15 protein-coding genes and 1 tRNA gene are annotated in these 19,458 nt (G+C 40.7%); 4 read left to right on the top strand and 12 right to left on the bottom strand.

Annotation, left to right across the window (positions count from 1 at the left end; translation table 11 throughout):
- Window positions 1-647: 647 nt before the first annotated feature.
- Together M2408_RS10885 and M2408_RS10880 are read left to right on the top strand one after the other, a co-directional pair.
- Entirely contained in the window at window positions 648-2,264 is a 1,617-nt protein-coding gene (locus M2408_RS10885) for a fimbrillin family protein (RefSeq protein ID WP_259181659.1), read from the top strand.
- Between the two features lie 57 nt (window positions 2,265-2,321).
- Window positions 2,322-2,489, top strand: a complete 168-nt coding sequence (locus tag M2408_RS10880) for a hypothetical protein (protein WP_257090927.1) — start codon at window positions 2,322-2,324, stop codon at window positions 2,487-2,489.
- An 88-nt stretch (window positions 2,490-2,577) separates the two neighbouring features.
- Here the strand turns inward: M2408_RS10880 and M2408_RS10875 are convergent, their stop codons facing one another.
- The 6 genes from M2408_RS10875 to M2408_RS10850 all read right to left on the bottom strand — a co-directional run bounded on the left by M2408_RS10875 (window position 2,578) and on the right by M2408_RS10850 (window position 9,105).
- Window positions 2,578-3,747 carry an alpha-hydroxy acid oxidase gene (locus tag M2408_RS10875; protein ID WP_259181658.1) on the bottom strand — a complete coding sequence of 390 codons (1,170 nt, stop codon included), beginning with the start codon at window positions 3,745-3,747 and terminating at the stop codon, window positions 2,578-2,580.
- An 89-nt stretch (window positions 3,748-3,836) separates the two neighbouring features.
- On the bottom strand, window positions 3,837-4,607 hold the full coding sequence (locus tag M2408_RS10870; protein ID WP_259181656.1) for an SDR family NAD(P)-dependent oxidoreductase: 771 nt from the start codon (window positions 4,605-4,607) through the stop codon (window positions 3,837-3,839).
- A 60-nt stretch (window positions 4,608-4,667) separates the two neighbouring features.
- Complete coding sequence (locus M2408_RS10865; RefSeq protein WP_259181654.1) at window positions 4,668-6,305, bottom strand: sodium:solute symporter; 1,638 nt, start codon at window positions 6,303-6,305, stop codon at window positions 4,668-4,670.
- Between the two features lie 10 nt (window positions 6,306-6,315).
- Window positions 6,316-7,536: an enolase C-terminal domain-like protein gene (locus M2408_RS10860; RefSeq protein ID WP_259181652.1), complete on the bottom strand. Its 1,221-nt coding sequence runs from the start codon at window positions 7,534-7,536 to the stop codon at window positions 6,316-6,318.
- Between the two features lie 44 nt (window positions 7,537-7,580).
- Complete coding sequence (locus M2408_RS10855) at window positions 7,581-8,627, bottom strand: alpha-L-fucosidase (protein ID WP_259181650.1); 1,047 nt, start codon at window positions 8,625-8,627, stop codon at window positions 7,581-7,583.
- 40 nt (window positions 8,628-8,667) lie between these two features.
- Window positions 8,668-9,105: an L-rhamnose mutarotase gene (locus M2408_RS10850; RefSeq protein WP_259181649.1), complete on the bottom strand. Its 438-nt coding sequence runs from the start codon at window positions 9,103-9,105 to the stop codon at window positions 8,668-8,670.
- Window positions 9,106-9,288: 183 nt separating this feature from the next.
- Here M2408_RS10850 and M2408_RS10845 point away from each other — a divergent pair, with 183 nt between their 5' ends.
- Window positions 9,289-10,155 (top strand): AraC family transcriptional regulator, encoded by an 867-nt coding sequence (locus tag M2408_RS10845; RefSeq protein WP_259181644.1) that lies wholly within the window; start codon window positions 9,289-9,291, stop codon window positions 10,153-10,155.
- 48 nt (window positions 10,156-10,203) lie between these two features.
- On the opposite strand, the gene M2408_RS10840 is transcribed toward M2408_RS10845, so the two are convergent.
- Window positions 10,204-10,764 (bottom strand): DUF4230 domain-containing protein, encoded by a 561-nt coding sequence (locus M2408_RS10840; protein WP_257090936.1) that lies wholly within the window; start codon window positions 10,762-10,764, stop codon window positions 10,204-10,206.
- Between the two features lie 201 nt (window positions 10,765-10,965).
- On the opposite strand from M2408_RS10840, the gene M2408_RS10835 reads away from it, so the two are divergent.
- Window positions 10,966-11,039 (top strand) — tRNA-His (locus M2408_RS10835).
- Between the two features lie 111 nt (window positions 11,040-11,150).
- Here M2408_RS10835 and M2408_RS10830 read toward each other — a convergent pair.
- The 5 genes from M2408_RS10830 to M2408_RS10810 all read right to left on the bottom strand — a co-directional run bounded on the left by M2408_RS10830 (window position 11,151) and on the right by M2408_RS10810 (window position 19,398).
- Window positions 11,151-12,491 (bottom strand): M60 family metallopeptidase, encoded by a 1,341-nt coding sequence (locus M2408_RS10830; RefSeq protein ID WP_259181639.1) that lies wholly within the window; start codon window positions 12,489-12,491, stop codon window positions 11,151-11,153.
- A 441-nt stretch (window positions 12,492-12,932) separates the two neighbouring features.
- Complete coding sequence (locus M2408_RS10825; RefSeq protein ID WP_259181638.1) at window positions 12,933-13,076, bottom strand: hypothetical protein; 144 nt, start codon at window positions 13,074-13,076, stop codon at window positions 12,933-12,935.
- A 16-nt stretch (window positions 13,077-13,092) separates the two neighbouring features.
- A complete protein-coding gene (locus M2408_RS10820; protein ID WP_259181637.1) occupies window positions 13,093-13,455 on the bottom strand; it encodes an AraC family transcriptional regulator in 363 nt (120 codons plus the stop codon).
- Window positions 13,456-13,882: 427 nt separating this feature from the next.
- Window positions 13,883-16,294: a TonB-dependent receptor gene (locus tag M2408_RS10815; RefSeq protein WP_259181635.1), complete on the bottom strand. Its 2,412-nt coding sequence runs from the start codon at window positions 16,292-16,294 to the stop codon at window positions 13,883-13,885.
- An 857-nt stretch (window positions 16,295-17,151) separates the two neighbouring features.
- Entirely contained in the window at window positions 17,152-19,398 is a 2,247-nt protein-coding gene (locus tag M2408_RS10810; RefSeq protein ID WP_259181633.1) for a TonB-dependent siderophore receptor, read from the bottom strand.
- Between the last annotated feature and the right edge of the window lie 60 nt (window positions 19,399-19,458).

Genomic DNA, 19,458 nt, shown 5'->3' with positions numbered 1-19,458 from the left:
ACATCGCTTTACTGGCAAGTTAAATTAATCAAGTTTGCAATAGCTTCTGCCCCTATTACACTGAACTGGCCGCCAGTAATCTTCAGTATAGCAACCAACTACTAAAGTCCTAAAACATTCAATTGTATATTGTGCTGTCTCACTAACGCTGTAGTCCATGCTTACGCCTAGTCCAAATTGATGTACACAAGCAACATGCCTTAATAACGAATAACTAATACCGAATTTACCCGACGATATAAATAGCTTATACGAAAACTGTGCCATAATAGCAGACTTTCTATTATTATAGTCCATTCCGTTGGATTATCTCCATAAAAGCCTAAATTAATCTACACGAAAATATTAACCCATTAGAACTATAAATAAAACAACAAGCAACACACGCCAAAACACTTAAAATCAACGTCTAAACATCAATGACCGTTTGTAGAACTCTCGCTACAGGAAAAATTACTTATTGAAAATCATAATGATTAAACAGAAAGCTATATCTATAATTGCATCAATAAATTTCGACATCTATCAAAAAAAACAAACATGAAAATAGGCTTAGCTATTAAACCTATAAATAAGAAGTAAAAAATCGCGCAAGTACAAATCAATAAAAATACTAAGAAACAAAGTAAAATTAAATGTCTACTTACATGAAAATGAAAAATTACCGCAACCTCAAAAATGTACTTATGTTGGGATGCATTATACTGGTTGCCTCAAGTGTCTACTCTTGTAAAAAGAGTGGCGAAACCACAGCCATAAGCGGGGAAACTGTGGTCAAAATCAATCTTCAGGGAGTTGAGGCTTATAGCGAGGAGGAAAGTAACGTTGGTCAAAAGCAAGGATCCACAAAAGCCTCCACTTCCGCAAACAATGTTTCTGAAGTACAAGAGATGACTGTTCCTTTTGGCAATAGTTCTTCCATTGACGTTGTATTGACAAATAACTCAGCGACGACTGTCAATAAAGGATTGATGGCCTCATCAGGCAGCAAAGCAGCAACCACTCCTCAAGTAACAGAGAAACAGCTGAACAAAGATGTTAAATATAAAGTAGTTGTTTATAATAGCCAAGGGAATTACGTTACTGAAAAGACCTATAGCTATGGTGGAGAAGCTGCCGCAGAAGGGATTGTTCTTGATGCAGGAAAAACCTATACGTTTGTAGCCTATTCGACAAATAGTACAAGTACAGTACCTAACATTAGCAACCAAAGTACTTTGTCCTCAGCAAGCCTCAGTAATATCAATGGTGACTTAATGTATTTCACGAACACACTGAAATTAACCCCAGGTGTTAATAACCTAAATGTTGTGTTGAAACATCGCTTCAGTCAAATTACCACAACCATGACAATGGATGCCAATATGACTGGGGCAATCACTAAGCTTGAAAACTCTGTGTTTAAACCAAGTCATACATCCGCCAACCTGAAACTTTCGGATGGAGCGCTTACATACAATGGATTGAATGATGCAGGTGTGCAAGCACAATTTCCAGCTTTGGGTATTGGACTACGTACAGTTGTGAGCACCCCTTCCCTATTAATCCACCCAGGGACTAGTATAGGAGCACTTAACTTAGGAACGTTGACGATCGATGGTGAAACCAAATCAAATCTTAACATTCCAAATGTAAAGATCAATCCAGGACAAAAGTATGATCTGAAACTTAATTTTAAAACCTGTACCCAAGATGTGACCAGTGATGGCCTAAACTGGAGCTACCCTGCTGTGGTCGTTAATGGTAAAACTGGAATCCGAATTGATGGTGTATTTTATCCAAGCGGAACCACTATCTCCCGGAACTTCACCGCGCCAGCTGCTGACTACGGGTTTGTGTTTGATATCACTGAATTGGACAATGCTTTTAATATGGAAATTAATGGTGTGAAACTAGCAAAAAATGAAATCCAGTTTGAAGTTGGTGCTTCCTCAGCACAAAATATCCAGTTCCTTGATGGAAGTAAATATGCGGGGAATAATGTACAAACAAATACTAGTATTGCACAAATCTATAATATGCAAGGAACTGCGGCCAATCCGTTGATCAAAGTTGTGATCAGCAGAACAGGTAAGGTAACCATGTTTGGCAGCAAGGTCAATGGTGGACCTTTATATGAACTTGTATTGTACAATGGTAACTCCTTCAATACTTTTCCTTGGGGAAGTACACAGAGCAACACAGTTAAAGTAACTCAGCTTGTTGATGGTCGTACAATCATTAAAGGCGTGGGCGCAGGAAAGAAGAAAATATCTTGTAGCTAGGAACGGAACAAGAATAAATTTAGCAAAAATCGAATAGAATACAATAAATAAAAGACTATGAAAAAGAAATTGGCCTATATCGCACCGAAAGTTAAGACGCTCCTGATCGAACTCGAGCAAGGTATCGCGGCCGCTTCAGCAACCGCTAGACCCGAAAACTCCAAAGGACAGGTCAGTGAACAATGGGAGGTTAGCGACACTGACAACAGAACAATAGATTGGTAACAAACCCATAGAATCAAATATATAAAGCCGTATTAAACTGCGCTGTTGCACAGTTTAATACGGCTTTATTACTCCTAACATGACTATATTACGATAATATCTTCTGTAAACGTTTTGGAAACTCGTCAATCTTCGAAATGCTCAGCTGTTTCATCAACTGAAATAAATGCGCTTTGAACATATTGATGGTATGTTCTCCGCCGGCATTTCCCAAGGCACCTACGCCGTACATAAATGGTCGCCCCATGAAGTTAAATTCAGATCCCACAGCATGTGCACGGGCAAGGTCTACTCCAGAACGGATACCACCATCCAACATAATCTTGATTTTGCTTTTATAATCTGGGTTAGCTGCCAAATGAATCAATGAATTAATGGATGATTCACTGGCGTCGAGCTGTCTTCCACCATGATTAGACACGATAACGCCATCTACACCTAATGCAATGGCAGCCTGCATATCTTCATCTGTTGCAATCCCTTTTAACACCAAAGGTCCCTTCCATAAATCCCGAATGGCCTTGATCTTTTCAACATCTACTTTACCCGTAAACGTTCTGTTCATAAATTGCCCCAGCTGTGCCAGATCCAAGCCTTTCTCCATATAAGGCTTTAAGGTTGCAAAAGATGGAATACCATGTTTAAGTGTCTCAATTCCCCAGGTAGGACAAGCAAATGTCTGTAAGATATTGGCTATGTTCATCTTTGGAGGCATAGACAATCCACTCTTAATCTCTTTGTACCGAAGTCCAAAAGCTGGAACATCGACCAGAACAACAAGCACAGGACATTCTACCTCTTTCAGACGTCGCAGGATATCATCGCGCAACTTATTTTCCGTAGGATGATAAAGCTGAAACCAGGCTTTACCCTGTGACACTTCAGCAATACGCTCAATACTACTTGTCGATACGGTACTCAATATATAAGGGATATCATTTTCTGCGGCGGCTTTGGCCAAAATTTCTGGTGCATTAGGCCACATCAAGCCCTGTAAACCAATCGGCGAAACACCAAATGGCGCACTGTAATGGCGACCAAAGAGTTCTACGGACATATCAATTTCCTCGCTCACTTGAAGGTATTGCGGCTTTAATAGGATATTGTCAAAATCATTTTCATTTCTGGCAAGATTTAGCTCTTCATTGCAACCTCCTATTAAATAGTCAAACGCAAATTTTGGAATTCTTTTCTTTGCCTGTCTTCTCAAATCTTCAACAGCAGGAAATCGGGTATTGTATGTAAACTTTTGGTTCATGATTGATGTATTAAATATTGGCAGTGATTTATCTGCGCGCCAAATATACTATATAATTTGAAATTAGTTCGTTATTTATCAATAATCTCCTAGCTATTCCGACGGTAGCCAAGCTCTGCACCACCACTCACAGGCAGGTTCACACCGGTAATAAACCGGGCACTATCGGACAACAAAAACAGGCATGTATCTGCGATTACATCCCCTTCCGGGCAATAGCCCAAGAGGTGGATATCTTTTAGAAAACCAAATATCTGTTCTGGCTCAGGTTGCTCCAAAGCCCATTGCTGAAGCATAGGCGTCATCACCGCCGCAGGCATAACAGAATTCACCCTAACCCCCAATGCTGCGTAATCTATCGCCATTGATTTGGTCAGGGCGTTGACCGCACCTTTTGTTGCAGCATAAGCAGCATGGTTTTCCTGACCAATTTCCGCCACCAGGCTACTTGTATTTAATATACATCCTCTTGAAGCTTTCAGATGAGGAAAGCCATATCGCGTCGTCAACAAAATACTTTTCACATTGACATCAAACAATCTGGTCCATTCCTGCTCCGTAGTGTCATGCAATGGCTTTGATGGACTCGCAAGACCAGCGTTATTATGAATGGCATCTAATCGCCCAAAGGTTGCGACTGTTTGGTCCACCGCTGCCCTCACATCCTCCTCCTGGGAGAAATCAGCACAAATACCCAAATGTGGAGTACCTAATAACTCACCTGTAGCAGCAACGGAGGCCTGATCAAGGCCGATAAAAACAACTTGGGCCCCAGCCTTTGCATAGGCCTGCGCACATGCCAGACCGATTCCAGCAGTACCACCACTGATTAATATCACTTTATCTTTCAATCTATTCACGATAAATCTATAAAAGCTTATTCAATTAATTCTAAAAACTAAAATACGACAAGTAACTTCTTACCTGAAAATTATGTATAAAATTGTGACAATAGCCAGCAATAGTCCCGATAAAACACGGTAATTTCCGATTCCTTTCCATGCGATCCCAGAAAGTGGCTCCAATGGGCTCTTCCAATAGAGCTGTTCGCTTTCTGCGCTGTGCTGTACCGGATACCGATAAGATAAGATAATCTGAAGGATCATGCAGGTCAGAAAAAGATAGAATGCCATCATCATAAATGGAGTTTGTCCGATCCAGGAATCTGGCAGGACCTTATTCAGAATAAAGACCCCCATACCCAAAAAAGATCCAATCCAGAGGGTCAATTTAGCCGATACCGCCGAAGCTTTCCGCCAGAACACGCCTAAGAGGAATACACAGGTTATGGGAGGCGCAATATGGGCGATCACATCATTGATTCCGTTAAAAATACTTTCATATCTGTCGAGTAATGGCAGTAGAGCCAACGAAAAAACCATAGCAATCACCGCAGATATTTTCCCGATACGGATAAGCTGTTTATCTGTGGCCTGTGGCTTCCGTTGCTTAAAGATGTCGTAACTGACCATGGTTGAGATCGAATTAAGGGCACCGGAAATCTGACTCATCAACCCGGACAACAAAGCCGCCACAAGGATCCCGATCAGACCAGAAGGCAACAGCTGTGTAATCATCAGCGTGTATATTCCTTTGGAATTCACATGACCTGCCGCATCTAAGCCCAGACTACTTAGATCAAGATGCCCACTCTTAAAAAGGGTGTAAGCGAATAACCCGGGCAGTACAAAAATAAATACGGGCAAAATTTTCAGAAAACCACAGAACAGCGCGCCCACGCGACCATGGTTCTCATCCTTCGCCCCCAATACACGTTGCACAATCGTCTGATCTGCACACCAGTACCAGATCCCGAGAATCGGGTAACCAAAGAACACCGCATACCAGGGCATACCACTGCTGTCATCAGCGCCACGGAGCATGGACAATCGGTCTAGTCCACCTTCAGCGATCAGTACATCTTTCATCGGTATCCACCCACCCATGCGATCGAATGCCGCAAAACTGATGATAAATGCGCCGGCTAATAATACAATGGTCTGAATAGATTCCGTCACAACCACCGCACGCAATCCACCAAGGATAGTATACATTCCGGTAATAACACATATCACTGTAATACTCAAATACATATTGATCCCAAAAAGGGTCTTTAGCACGATACCTCCTGCCAACATCGAAAAAGCGATATGGATCACTATGGCCGATATAATGGAAATAAACGTCAGCCAGTCTCTACTGGAACGGTCATACCTTCTTTCCAGGAAATCCGGGAGCGTTGCCACACCAGACTTGAGATAGAACGGCACAAAAAACAAAGCCAATAAGACCAAAGTAAATGCAGCCATCCATTCAAAGTTTCCATTAAGCAAACCCGTATCAAATCCACTTTGCGCAAGACTTACCAAGTGTACAGTCGATATATTTGTCGCAAAAAGCGCCAATCCGATCGCTGGCCACCGCAGACTTTTGCCGGCGAGAAAATAACCTTCGGCCGTCCCTGTATTTTTCTTACCACCGATACCTGCACGAATACCGACAATCAGAATCAATGCAATATAAGCTACTGCGATACCCAAATCTATATTTCCTAACATAAGCTAATTTTTAGATTAAGTCACAACTACTTCCAGCTTCCATCGGCGTCCGATAAACTCCATTTTCGATTACTACGGGATGTACGAAGTGGGACTTGAGATGTGGAATATGTTCAAGAAACAGTGCTTCATGCCCAAGACTAATGTGATTAAACAACACGAGGTGCTGGTGCAGTTGTCCCATATCTCCTACATGCGGTACAACAGGGATACCATATTTGCGACAGAGTAAACTGACTGTAATAAATTCACTCACCCCGCCGACACGGACCGCATCTACCTGTACAAAACCTGCTGCCCCCAACTGTAGGTAGTTTTTGAATAAAATCCGGTTAGGTACATGTTCCCCCATGGCGACTTTTATCGGCGCAATGGCATCAGTCAATATCTTATGCGCAACAATATCATCTGGATGTGTAGGCTCTTCCACCCAAAACGGATTCATTGCCTTGAGCTCCTGACATATTGCCAGCGCCTGAGGTAATGTCCATTGTTGGTTAGCATCCAGCATGACTGTAGCCTGATCACCGGCAACCTCCCGAACAATATGAGCCCGTCTGATATCACGGAGCGGATCCGCACTACCCACTTTCAGTTTCATCGCCGTAAAGCCATTTGCAATAGCCCGTTTACAATTCTCTCTGACTTGGTCGTCTGAATAGTTAAACCAGCCAACAGAGGTATCATAACCCGTATATCCCTTTTCGATGATGTTCATTCGCTCCTGACGGCTCTGTCTATTTGCAGCAATCAGCGCAATGGCCTCTTCCTTTGTCAGCTCATCTTCTAGATAGGATAGATCCAGGGTATTAACAATTTCCTCTGGGGATAGATCGACCAATAATTTCCAGAGCGGAACAGCCCGGGTTTTCGCCCATAGGTCAAAACATGCATTTGTCACCGAAGCCAGCGCTAGATGTACAATACCTTTGTGTGGTCCTAACCAGCGAAACTGCTGCTCATTGCTCAATGTATTGAAGATTGCACCAAAGTTTGCCATCAGCTCTTCGATGGGTATTCCCTTGAGCCGCTCCGCATAAAATGCTGCCGCCTGACAGACGAGTTCATTTCCCGCACCTATGGTGAATGCCAAGCCAGTGCCTACACGTCCTTTATCATCTAACAAATGGGTAACGGCATAAGAATATACAGGATCTTTATGTATAGCATCGCTACCTGCTCCAGTATTTAAGGAAAATCGACGATCCTGGATATCGAACGTTGTAATCATACTAATACTAATTTTTATAATCTATGGATAAGTGTATTTCTGGGCTATAATTTTAATTTATCTTTCAATTGGAGAAGCAACGTTACATCTGTCTCTTTGATACGTCCTTCCCTGTTGGGGCCAACATTCAGGATCAGGATATTATCCTGTGCGGTTGCTGTCCGATAGATATCTTCTAGTTCTGCCAGCGTCTTGTACTTTTTGTCTGTTGTATTATAGAACCAACGTTCGCCAAGTACAACTGTTGTCTCGAAAGGCATGTAGTAGATATTGCCCTGTGCGGTAAAGAGTTTGGGATCAGGCGTACCCGGCAAATATGGATCACCTAAACGGAAGTCACTTGGGAAATAACGTATCGGAAATAAATTCTGTTGATCCTTGGGCTGTACAACATGCTTATCTGCATTTTCAGGACTACCAATGGTCCAATTGATACCTACCTGACACTGAGGCGCCTTACTTTTGACCAGCGTATAGATTTCCTGTGCGGGCCATCGGTAATTTTCTTTTTCCCAGCCGCCATCCAACCAAAGTTCGACGATGTCTGTATACTTCTTGGTCATATCAAGCAATTCAGTCAATTGATTGAGCATATAGGTATTATAGGCTCTATCCGCTTTTCTGTCATTTACATTTCCATTTTGTTTCCGGTCCCACAAGGAATAATAAAGTCCCAAACGGATGCCCTGCTTACGGCATTCCTTTGCCAGCGCCTCCACAACATTCGTCTTGTTAGCTGAATTTGCCACATCGTAATCGGTATATTTACTATCCCATAAGCAAAAACCATCGTGATGCTTGCTTACCAATATGATATATTTCATTCCCGCAGCTTTCGCCGTAGATACCCATTGTTTTGCATCAATGGTTGTTGGCGCATAAGAACTAGTAGGTTTCGACCCGTCAGTCCACTCTTGATCGTGAAAGGTATTTATACCAAAATGTATAAACATCCCATACTTGCGATCAATCTGCTCTTGTTGGTATCGATTGGGTTTATCGGATGCTGTGGGTATAACAACTTTCGTCTGAGCGAATACCTTAGCTGCCAATAAACATAGGGTTAAACTAAAAAACACCTGCTTTTTCATATTTTTTTGTTTTAGGTTATTGTTCGGTTTTTTATTTCAATTAGTTTGTATGAAATATCTCTTCCATATCCGACCAGACCGCTCCTTTTGCACGGGCATCCGGGAGTGGCATCTGGCAAGGATCCGTTTCCTTCCACCAACGCTGTGTTTCGGGATCAGCAGCCATCCGATGCATATCGGCGTTAAAATCTGTTCCGGTATACTCAAAATAGCTGAATAGATAATGCCGCCCATCTACCTCTTTCAGAAAAATAGAATAGTTCTGGATATGGCATTCCTTGATTTTCCGAAGCACCGTAGGCCATGCATCAGCATGAAGTTTTTTGTAATATTCCAATTTTTCAGCTTTTACACCTGTAATGGAAGCATAGCGTCTAACAGAGTCAGGTTCTTGATCCTGTCCACAGCAAACCATTAAAATAGAGATTGCACAAACGAGCGTAAAAAGCACAAAGGGAACTAATTTTTTTAATATCATATTTAGGTATTCTTGTTATCAATACTTCTTTTACATACTGCTAAACTACCATTCTTAGGACAATAAAACTGTACCTAGATTGCTCAATATTGACACTATATTAACGATATTTTTCCCCTAATTTCATTTTTATGACAAAATAAGCTATATTTAACATCCATTAAACAACATGATAACCAGTAAATGAAACCCATCTTCACAAAAATATTGGAGGGATCCGAGATAGCGACATTTGCAACAAAAGAAGTTTGCCAACCTTTTTTTTCCACAGAATTCCATTTTCACAGTGCCTGTCAGATGACCTATATTGTTCAAAGTGAGGGTAAACGTATTATAGGTGACAGTATAGACAGTTTTTCGACCGATGAGTTGACTTTTGTGGGCCCTGACCTACCCCATGTTTGGCACAATGACAGCTCCAATCAGGATTCGACAAATCTATCGCACTCAATGGCCCTTTATGTCGAACCTAAATTACTCTTAGAGGTATTGGGACAGCTTTTTAAAACACATAAAATAGAGGCTTTTCTGACTGCCTCCAAGCGGGGACTTCTATTTCGGGGAGAAACAAAGCAGCGGCTAAAACACAAACTTGATCAAATAGTTCATCTTGACTACGGTTTTAAAAAAACAATATTGCTGCTTGAAATCATTGAATTGTTGATTACAACCGATGAATATGAATATCTTTCCAGTCCTGGTTACACGCACAATTACAGTTCGATGGACAATGAGAAAATCGATCGTATCTTTAAGTTTGTGTTCAACAACTTTACGAAAGAGATTCCGCTGGATCAGGTTGCGACCCTAGCAAATATGTCCAAACATTCGTTCTGTCGTTACTTTAAGTCCCGCACACAAAAGACCTTTGTACAGTTTGTCAATGAAGTACGCATCAGTGAATCATGCCGGTTGATTACTGAAAATAAATTACAGATCACCAACATTGCCTTTGCCTGTGGTTTCAATAGCCTTTCGAATTTTAATAAAATTTTTAAATCCATTAAAGGTATTACCCCAAGTAGGTACAGATTACATATACAGCGTTAAAACAAATCTTTCTGAGATCAAGAAAAAATCATCATGAACTGACCCAATCTACTCAAAAGTAAGGTTGATCTTCGAAAAGCCCAGTCCTTGCAACAATGGTTTGAACACAGTCGTTGCATTTGCTTTGGTTTGTTGTAGGATATCGGATTTCTTCACATCATCCGCTACAGCTTTTTCAGCAGTTTTGTATGCTTCATCAACCAATTCCGCCTCTCGCAGGAAAGCCATTTTGGTATCATAAACCTTTGATGCTTCGTGGTCAATCTTAATATAACAGATCTCCGGAGCCGGCAATTTAATGGAAACAGAGTCCCCAACCACCTTAATATCCTCCGGCGTCAGTTTTGTTAAATTCACACAGCCAACAGCATCAGCTTTGACAATTAGCAATACACTTGCCGTAGGCAAGAACGTATTGATATTTTTATGTTCAACAACATCGCTGTAGCGATATTTCACCAATTCCAATTTACCCATAGCTTCAATGCGATCAACCAGAAGCTGATGCTTGCTTTCCACCCGCGGTCCACTATTATATTTTTGATAGACAAACCAAGCTCCCACTGCCAAAATGGCTACGACAATTAAAAATTTCAAAAATTTTCCCATAAATAGTATAATACAAATAATAGACCAAGGTCCAATTATGGCCATTTGAACCGAAAATGTTACGCGAATATTACCTTTTGTCGCCTTTCAATATGCTCCGATAAAAATATACCATTTGATAGACAATTGTTTAATCAAAAAGTTTAAAAAACATTTGGAAGATATGGGCTATAATACTACTTTTGTGACATCAAAATCACGGTAGGTATAGCTCAGTTGGTTAGAGCACTAGATTGTGGTTCTAGGGGTCGTCGGTTCGAGCCCGATTACTTACCCAAAAGGCAGATCATTATAATGATCTGCCTTTTTTAATTTTCAATATGTCCGGTCGTCAAAACCTATCGAGACAATTTGAATGGCGTCAGGGGACAGTGATATCAAATCATTTAATCTCTTAACAACGTAATATCCTGAGCCGGTGCAGTTAAACTAAGGTTAGCAATTTCCGTATAAACAGATTCATCAACTTTAAAGCCCCATTTTCTAAAGAAATCTGAGAGGTCCTTTTGTGCAATCTGACAGGCTGAAAGCATAAAATAGCGCATCTTTTCAGCATCGGTAGAAACGGTTGGTCGGGTTTCACGTGTAGATCTACTCAAATTAATATACAGGTTATCGCCAAATGCCAACCATAACTGATGGAACATAATCATTTTTAGATCATTATCACCTGCATTAAAATTACGGTCGGCTATATTCTTTTGAAAGTACGTATCCAATTTTGGCCAGGAGTTGTTAGCGGTAATTCGGCTCACAGGAATACCAAATCCCCTTTCACTCGCCAACGAATAGACATTGACTGTTGTTTCGGTGAGGTTGCCCCAAGTCCAAGCCTTTTGCTGATAGGTGTGACCTACTTCATGCCAGATTCCCCAGCCGTTCGTATTGGAGAGGTATTTAGGTTGTAGCATTCTATAGGATAGAGATTCTGTAAAATAAATAGAAATACCAGCGGCCATGTATCCGCCAGCAGAGGAATCTCTAACTGTAATTAGATGTTTGTTATAGGGGATTGCATGTACGCCGCTGGCTCCACTCAAACCACTAATATAATTTGAAAAGCCGATGATAGAATCCAGTCGGTCAACAATGAGCTGCTGATCTTCGTTCTGATATAAAAGAGCCTCATCCATATTAGCGACCATAATCGTACGATCAGAAGAGAACATGACATCAGGTGCCATATTTTTTAGCGAGTCTAAAGTCAGCAACCATTGTTCATGCGTTGTTTTCCCTTTCTGGAAATACGGAACAGGAATGAAGCCATCTCCAAAGGTCAATTCAATTTCTCCGGGAGTAGTGTAATTGTTGGCGGTATAGATCACGTACACCAAACCTCCATACTGATCGGCCGTGAAGGTCTGTGTTCCCGCCTGAAGATTAAAATACTGTCTAACAGGGCGAATATTATCTCGAAAAGGCGTACCAATTGCCAGACGGGCAACCGTAGTACCCGTATTGACTTTTACGTTCAGGGTAATTGTGCTATTGGGAGCGACATAAAACCCCGTAGCCTGCATATCGTTGTGATTTGCTCTGAATTGTAGCCGGTCCACCTCTGTAGATGCCGATGGTGTAATTTTAAAGGTCTGCACACTATCTGCAACGGCCAGTTCCAGGGCTTGCGGATCAGCAGAAACAGGAATCATCCAACCACCATCCTTTTTGCAGGAGGAAAATACAGTAATACAACAGAGTGCAATAACATAAAAGATGTTCTTTCTCATTGGTTTTTAAATTAAGTTTATGAATTGTGTTAATTATTTTATTCGCAAGAATACCATACCGAATTTTTATGTACGTTACGTATTTTCATCATATCTTGAAATTTCTATAACAAGAAATTTCTCGGTTTAAAATCAGTAGCAATATAGGCGGAAAAGTTTTAGAAAATTTCATCAAACGATTGCGTAATTACCGAAAACGTTATAGTGTATAACAAACACTGTAACACCAAAACATGAAGTCCATAATAATTAAATATAAATTATTTTAATTTCCTAAAAATAATTGTGAAAAAAAAATAGAGAAACTACCCTATAGGTATTGATGCTGAGCGGGATTAAATGATTTCCAGAAAAGCAATTCCAGCTGATCCATAAGGAAGGAAACTGTCCCCTATAGTAAAAGGGAGACGTGGCTCCCTTTTTAACAATTAAACCAATGATCTATAGCTCAATAAAGAGCTCTTCGTGCGGTCTGCATACCCGATCTAATTTTGACCACCAATCATTTTCATCGTCACGATGCCCCAAAGCCATCAACACTGTACTTCTTAAACCCTGCGACTTTAGGTCAAGCAGTTCATCCATAACATAATAGTAGTTGTTACTCCTTATACTTCAACGCCCTGTACTTGCTTGGGGTCATACCGGTCGTCGACTTAACAAACCGTGTCAGTGTCGAGGCAGAAGTAAAGCCGTATTGGGCACACAGAGCTTTCATTGGCATTTCCGTTGTTGTCAAATCTTTCGTAATGTGCTCCACAATAAAATTTCGCAAAAACTTTGTAGGAGATAAGCCCAATACATCTGCGAACATTCTCTCTAATTCCCATTTTGAAATATTGAGCTCGGACAGATAAAAATCCAATCGCTTTTGTTTTTTAAGATGTTGCTCAATGAGTGTTTTAAATGCAAGGATCGTCTCCTCCTCTTTTTTACTGCCTAAATATCTCCCTTCGATCATCATAGCTATAAATTTGATTGTAATCCCGTCTATAAGTTACTGTTCGCAGGAACTCAATAGATTTTTCGTTGGCAATAAAGTTAGTATTCACTTTGCGGTTATATATAGGACGAAAAATGTAATTAAGAGAACAAAAACAGGAACTTATAGCACAATTGGTGACTACTTACTACCCTACCCAAATACGGTGAATGCTCCTCGGAATTATTCACCCCATAATGAAGGCAATTTCTTCCATTGCTTTCTCTACAACAATGGGTGAAATCAGGAGGAATATTTGCAATTGACTTGGGTGATAAGAAAGATAAATCGACGGTAAAATCCCACTATTATAGAAACAAAAACGGCAAATCAATACAATGATCTGCCGTTTTGAGGAGCCTTGGAAAGTTTTCAATTGGATCTATTCCAATTTGGTAAGAATCTTCAATTACAATTTGTAGGAAACCGTAGCCACAAAATTTCTTTTTTGCTGTGGATTAACGGACCAGTAACCAATATAGTATTGTTTATTGTTGATATTGTTCATATTAAAGTTTACGCGGAATTTATGAAAAGAATAAAAAATACTTCCGTTTAAAAGCGCATAACTTGGAAGTTCAAATACACCCGTCACACTATTGTCTATTACCTTATATTTTCCGCCATAGTTACCTCCGATTCCAAAGCCGAGATTCCGCAGCTTACCTTGCTGAATCTGATAACTTCCCCAAAGGTTTGCCAAAGTACCCGGCCCTTGTCCTCCGGGAGCTCGTCCTTTTTCATTATAGAAATCATTTCCGTTTCCGGCAATGATCTGGATATCATTATAGCTAAATCCAGCTTTTACCGAAACTCCTTGGTAAGGCAGTGCTTCAATATCGAAATCAAAGCCCTTACTTTCGACCTTCCCCCCTTGTACAGATCCGGTTGGTGTACTGTACACCCTATTTGCAACAGTAATGTCGTACAATGCTAATGTGATCCATAACCTATCTTTGATCAGGTTTGCTTTGGTACCAAATTCCCATTGGTTAGCCCGTTCAGGCTTAAATGACCGTACTCCTATCTTTACATTATTGTCGTCATAGCTTATGTTCGGAGCAACATTATAGAAAGCATTCATATAATTAGCAAATACAGAGACTCTATCTTTTACGATCTGGTAGACGATGCCGAATTTTGGTGACAGTGCCCATTGGCTATAATTATCATCTTTATTAGAAACATCGCCTTTTGAGTCAAAATAATCTGTTCGCAAGCTCAACATAACGGAGAGTTTATCCGTAAGATCCACTAGATCGGAACCATACACACTAAATGAACTATTTTTAATATGGGAGGGATCTCCGGCTTTTGTCCCCGCCAGCAACTTGTCTATGGCATCCTTGGTCAGTGGAACAGGATCTAATACTGTTGAGTTTTTGCCCAATGGTCCTTTTATTTCCCCCTGCGGGCTTACCCTACGTCCTAGTCCCCAGCCAGACCCATTTTCCTTGACATCCCTTGAAAAATAGTCAACACCAACCAAAAGCCTGTTTCTTAAGCCTGCCAATTTAAAATCACCGTTGAAGTTTTGCTGCAGATCATAAGTCCTTGTCTTTTGATTTTCATTGTGAAAATATTGGTCAAAAAAATTGCCCTGATTACCCCATATATAGCTGTATATTCCATTCGACTTCACCTTTCCGTATGAAACAACGGTCTGCGAATTCCACTTTTCATTGATTTTATAAAGCACTTCGCCCTGTATATTCGTCCGTGGGTTTTTGATGGTCAATTCATTGCTTGTAAAGGAAAGCTTAGGATCAAGGTTTAGTTCTCCTATATTTTTAAATGTAAGCGGTGCTACCCTATCCGAGTGGAAAAAAACGGGAGCAACAGCCCTTTTCATATCAAGCAATTCGGTCATCAGATTAACGGTCAACCTGTCATTTACCTTATAGGTCAACGATGGTGCAAAATAAAAGGATTTTTTAAATCCGGCATCCTGAAAACTGTGTTCATGATGATAGGCTGAATTGATCCTGAGTGCCAGGGTTTTACTTTTATTCAGAACGCCATTGAGATCAACTGTCGCCCGATGCAGCTTATTGCTACCGTAGTTGTAGGAAACTTCACCACCATTTTCAAAATATGGTCTTTTCATAATCGTATTGATTACACCACCATACCCATAAAAGCTGGCACCGAATAAAGTCCCAGAGGGGCCTTTCAGGACTTGAATCTCCTCTATTCCGGCCGGATCTAGGATACCGCTTGATAAGCCGGGAAGCCCGTTAACAAGATTACTTTGTGCTTCGAACCCCCGTAAGGAAAAATATGCACCTCCATCTCCTGCTCTACCTGTAGATTCCCATGTCCGGCTGAGCCCCGAGACATTGCGGATCAGGGCGTCATCAAAACTTGTGATTGCCTGTTGTTTTAATAGCTCATGTGAAACGGTGCTATAGACCTGCGGATTCTCTATATTGTTCAGTGGCATCTTGGCTACTGCGCTGGTCGTTCGGTTGACTTTGAAAGCAGATACCAGCACCTCTTGCAGTTGAGCGTAGTTCTCATTTAAAGCGAAATCCAGGATAACAGGTTTATTATTTTCAACGGTTACTTCCTTTTCAATCGGATTTAGTCCAGTGAAACTGGCCACAATCTGGTAACTCCCAGGTTTCAATCGATCAAATTTGTAGTTCCCGCTTTTATCCGTCCGGGTCTGTCGATTAATTCCTTTGATGGTCAAATTGACCGACTCCGCCGGATTACCATCAATTGTCGTTATTTTACCAAAGATACTCGCTGTCTGCGCATTGGCGACTCCTGTAAGCGAAAGCATCGCTACTGCAATAGGTATAGATCTGATTCCCATAAAAAAAATTATGGAGCCGAATATAGTACATCCAATTGTATAAATAAAATTAATTAGACTAATTATAAATAATAAAACACATTACTATTGACTGACAGGTTAAATAATAGGAATAAAATGAATGCTGAGAAATCAAAAAATTGATAAATCGACTCTCATGTCTTTGAATAGAACCAGTACATTGATAAAATAATTATCCCAAAAAGTATAAATTGCCGATTGGTCTTTTGTAACGGTTTTCCTCCCTTTGACAGATCTCCTTGTTGATCATCATGAAATCGCATACCAATCGTTTTATTATAAATACGATTTACAGATGGAGCATAATCGCCCATGATTAGCTGCACCCATTTGAAACTACTTTGACAGCTCCGCTCCATCCATTTGGAGACATTTGAGGTTATTTCACGACATTAAAAACTCTTAAATAATAAATAATTTCAATTAACACAAACACCCTCAACACCAGAATATTATTTCTCGACACAAAAATGCAGTTCCCCAGTATAGATATAGCACTTACCAAGCACAGATAAAGCACTCATCTATTACAAAGCGATATATGCCTTTAAAGTCTTATAAAGATACATGAAGACTGAGTACAACTGGTTAATGGCGGACTTATACTTTTGTTCGCTTTTTAACCTATAGATAAACAAAAAATCCTATCAATGAGCTTATAAATGTGTGCAGCTTTTACTTAGCACGTTTTCTCTCATGATTCATCTGGTATAGAATAATCAACATGAGTTTGTTGCGGAAATGGGAAAAATTGCATAAAAATAGGGGTGCCCGATTTTTTGGACACCCCCCAGTAAAATATGTGACAAATAATTTTTACTGTATAACGGCACGCATTAGAACTTATAGGCTAGGTTCAACCTAAAGCCCTGCGGATTGACTGCCCGCCATCCATAGTGCGTATATCTCCAGGCTCCGGGATAGAAACCGACGTAATTATAGCGGTTGGTTACATTGTTGACCAATAGTGCAATGTGATAGTTATTTTTTTGATAGGATGCCCCCAAGTCTATGGAAAACAAGTCATCAGGAAGGTACTTATGATCTTGGACAACTGGCCAGGTAGCACGCTTCGCCTGATATTCATAACCTGCAGAAAATCCGAGTCCTTCTAAATTCCCTTCCGCAATGGTGTACTTTATCCACGCATTGCTAATATGACGGGCAGTACCATACAACATTCCTCCAATCTTCTTGGGATCCTTATCTTTTGTAACTTTGGCATCGGTATACGCGTAATTGAATACTACATTCCAGTTTTTGTTGATAACACCATTGACATCCAGCTCAATACCTTTGGATGTTGCTTCACCCGATTGTTCAAATCTTCCGGGATTGTCAACCCCCGCCGCGGTGAGCATATTGGTCTTTGTTAAATGGTAAGCTGTCAAATTGGTCATCAATTTATTCTGAAACCAGGTTTTCTTCAGCCCAATCTCTTTGTTTCGCCCATAGGAAGGATCTGCAGTCCCTCCATCCAGCAACAATCCCACTTGCTCCTGAAATGTTTCATCATACAACGCATAGAGAGTAAAAGTGGGTGTCAACAACCCCGTCACGCTAAACCGCGGTGTAAATGCTTCATTTTTAACTTCATTACCATTATTGGCAATAGATACCTTCTTTGTTGCAGTATACCGTAGACCAGCAGCGACCCTTAGTTTATCTTGTAAAAAACGAACTTCATCCTGAATATGGACAGAACTGTATGAATAATCCGATAGATAATTGGCACCACGTTCCCGTAATGATTTGGAACGATCATATACCGGTAACATATCCTTAGTCAAATTACCATAAACGGGATTATAGATATTAAAGATCACCTCTCCATTAGCATTGACTTGTAGCTTTTTGCTTGCATCGACAATGCTACCTGCTTCAGACCAATCCGCTACGTAGAACTTCTTACCCATGTCTAAACCAGCCAGAATATTATGATTGATCTCTCCTGTTTTGAATTTTCCTCGTGTAAATACCTGTCCTACGGTTGAAGTATTCAAAGCATCATTGATACTGACATTGCGTGTTACATCACCCTTTTTGACACCGTCAGCACCATCTTTTAAAGCAATCGTATTGTAATTTGCATACAGGGAGGATCCTTCCATTTCAGAGCGGACATAACCGAACTGTGCTGTCAACAGCCAATCCTCATTAAAGTTATGGTTGATTGTCCCGTAGATATTGTGTTCCCAGGACTTGGTCGGATCCATAATCGGATCGCTAAATGAAAAGTTCTTTTTCACCTCCTTAAAGCCGTCGATGCCATAGGCATATTTTGAAAATCCACCTTCAAAATTATTTTGAGAGAGAATATATTCGAATATTACGTTCGTATTTTCGCTGGCATTATATTTAAAGGATGGGTTCAAAACAAACTGTTCGTGACCGACATTTTGCTGAAAATTCCCCTTCTTGGTTCCCATGACGTTAAACCGTCCTAAAAACTTACCGTCACTGCTCAACCGCTGGTCAATATCAACCGCAGCGCGCAATAGATTGTAACTCCCCAGGGTCATTTGCGCTGTTCTTTGATTATTTCCCGATGGTTTTTTGGTCACGATATTATAAAAACCACCAGGCTGCGTATTCCCCATCATAAAGCCTGCTGGACCTTTCACAAATTCTACACGCTCCACGAAAGCCATATCTTCACGCAATGGTCCAAAACTACCACTTACATCCATCCCATTACGGAGATTAGAAGCTTGAAATCCACGTACGGCAATCCCTACACTCCCCTCTTCCTGATGCGTGATCGTTCGTACACCACTTACATTCCGCGACAGACCTTCAGCAGTCGTTAATATCATTTGATCATTGAGTAGACGCTGGTCGATAACCTGAATATTTTGCGGTGTGACCAAAAGATTTTCGCCCAGACGTAAAGTCGAAGATGGTATTGTCGTTCTGTTGGCAACAACGTTGGCTGTCGATAGCACATAGGATTTTGTATTATCCACCTTTGTGGAGTCGACAGCCGGATTTATTTTATTCTTCTCTTTTTCCGTCTTACCGCTCTGAGCCAGTACCACAGTGGGCAAAACCAAGATGCTCCAGAGAATACTTTTCTTTAACATACTCTATTTAGAATTAATATAATTAAATTTACACCGCAAAAGTAGAGCACATTTGGGCAA

This window comes from Sphingobacterium sp. BIGb0165 (genome assembly GCF_024810095.1).
Taxonomy (GTDB): Bacteria; Bacteroidota; Bacteroidia; order Sphingobacteriales; family Sphingobacteriaceae; genus Sphingobacterium; species Sphingobacterium detergens.
Note: the sequence above shows the minus strand (reverse complement) of the source record. Positions and strands in the feature narration are given on the sequence as shown.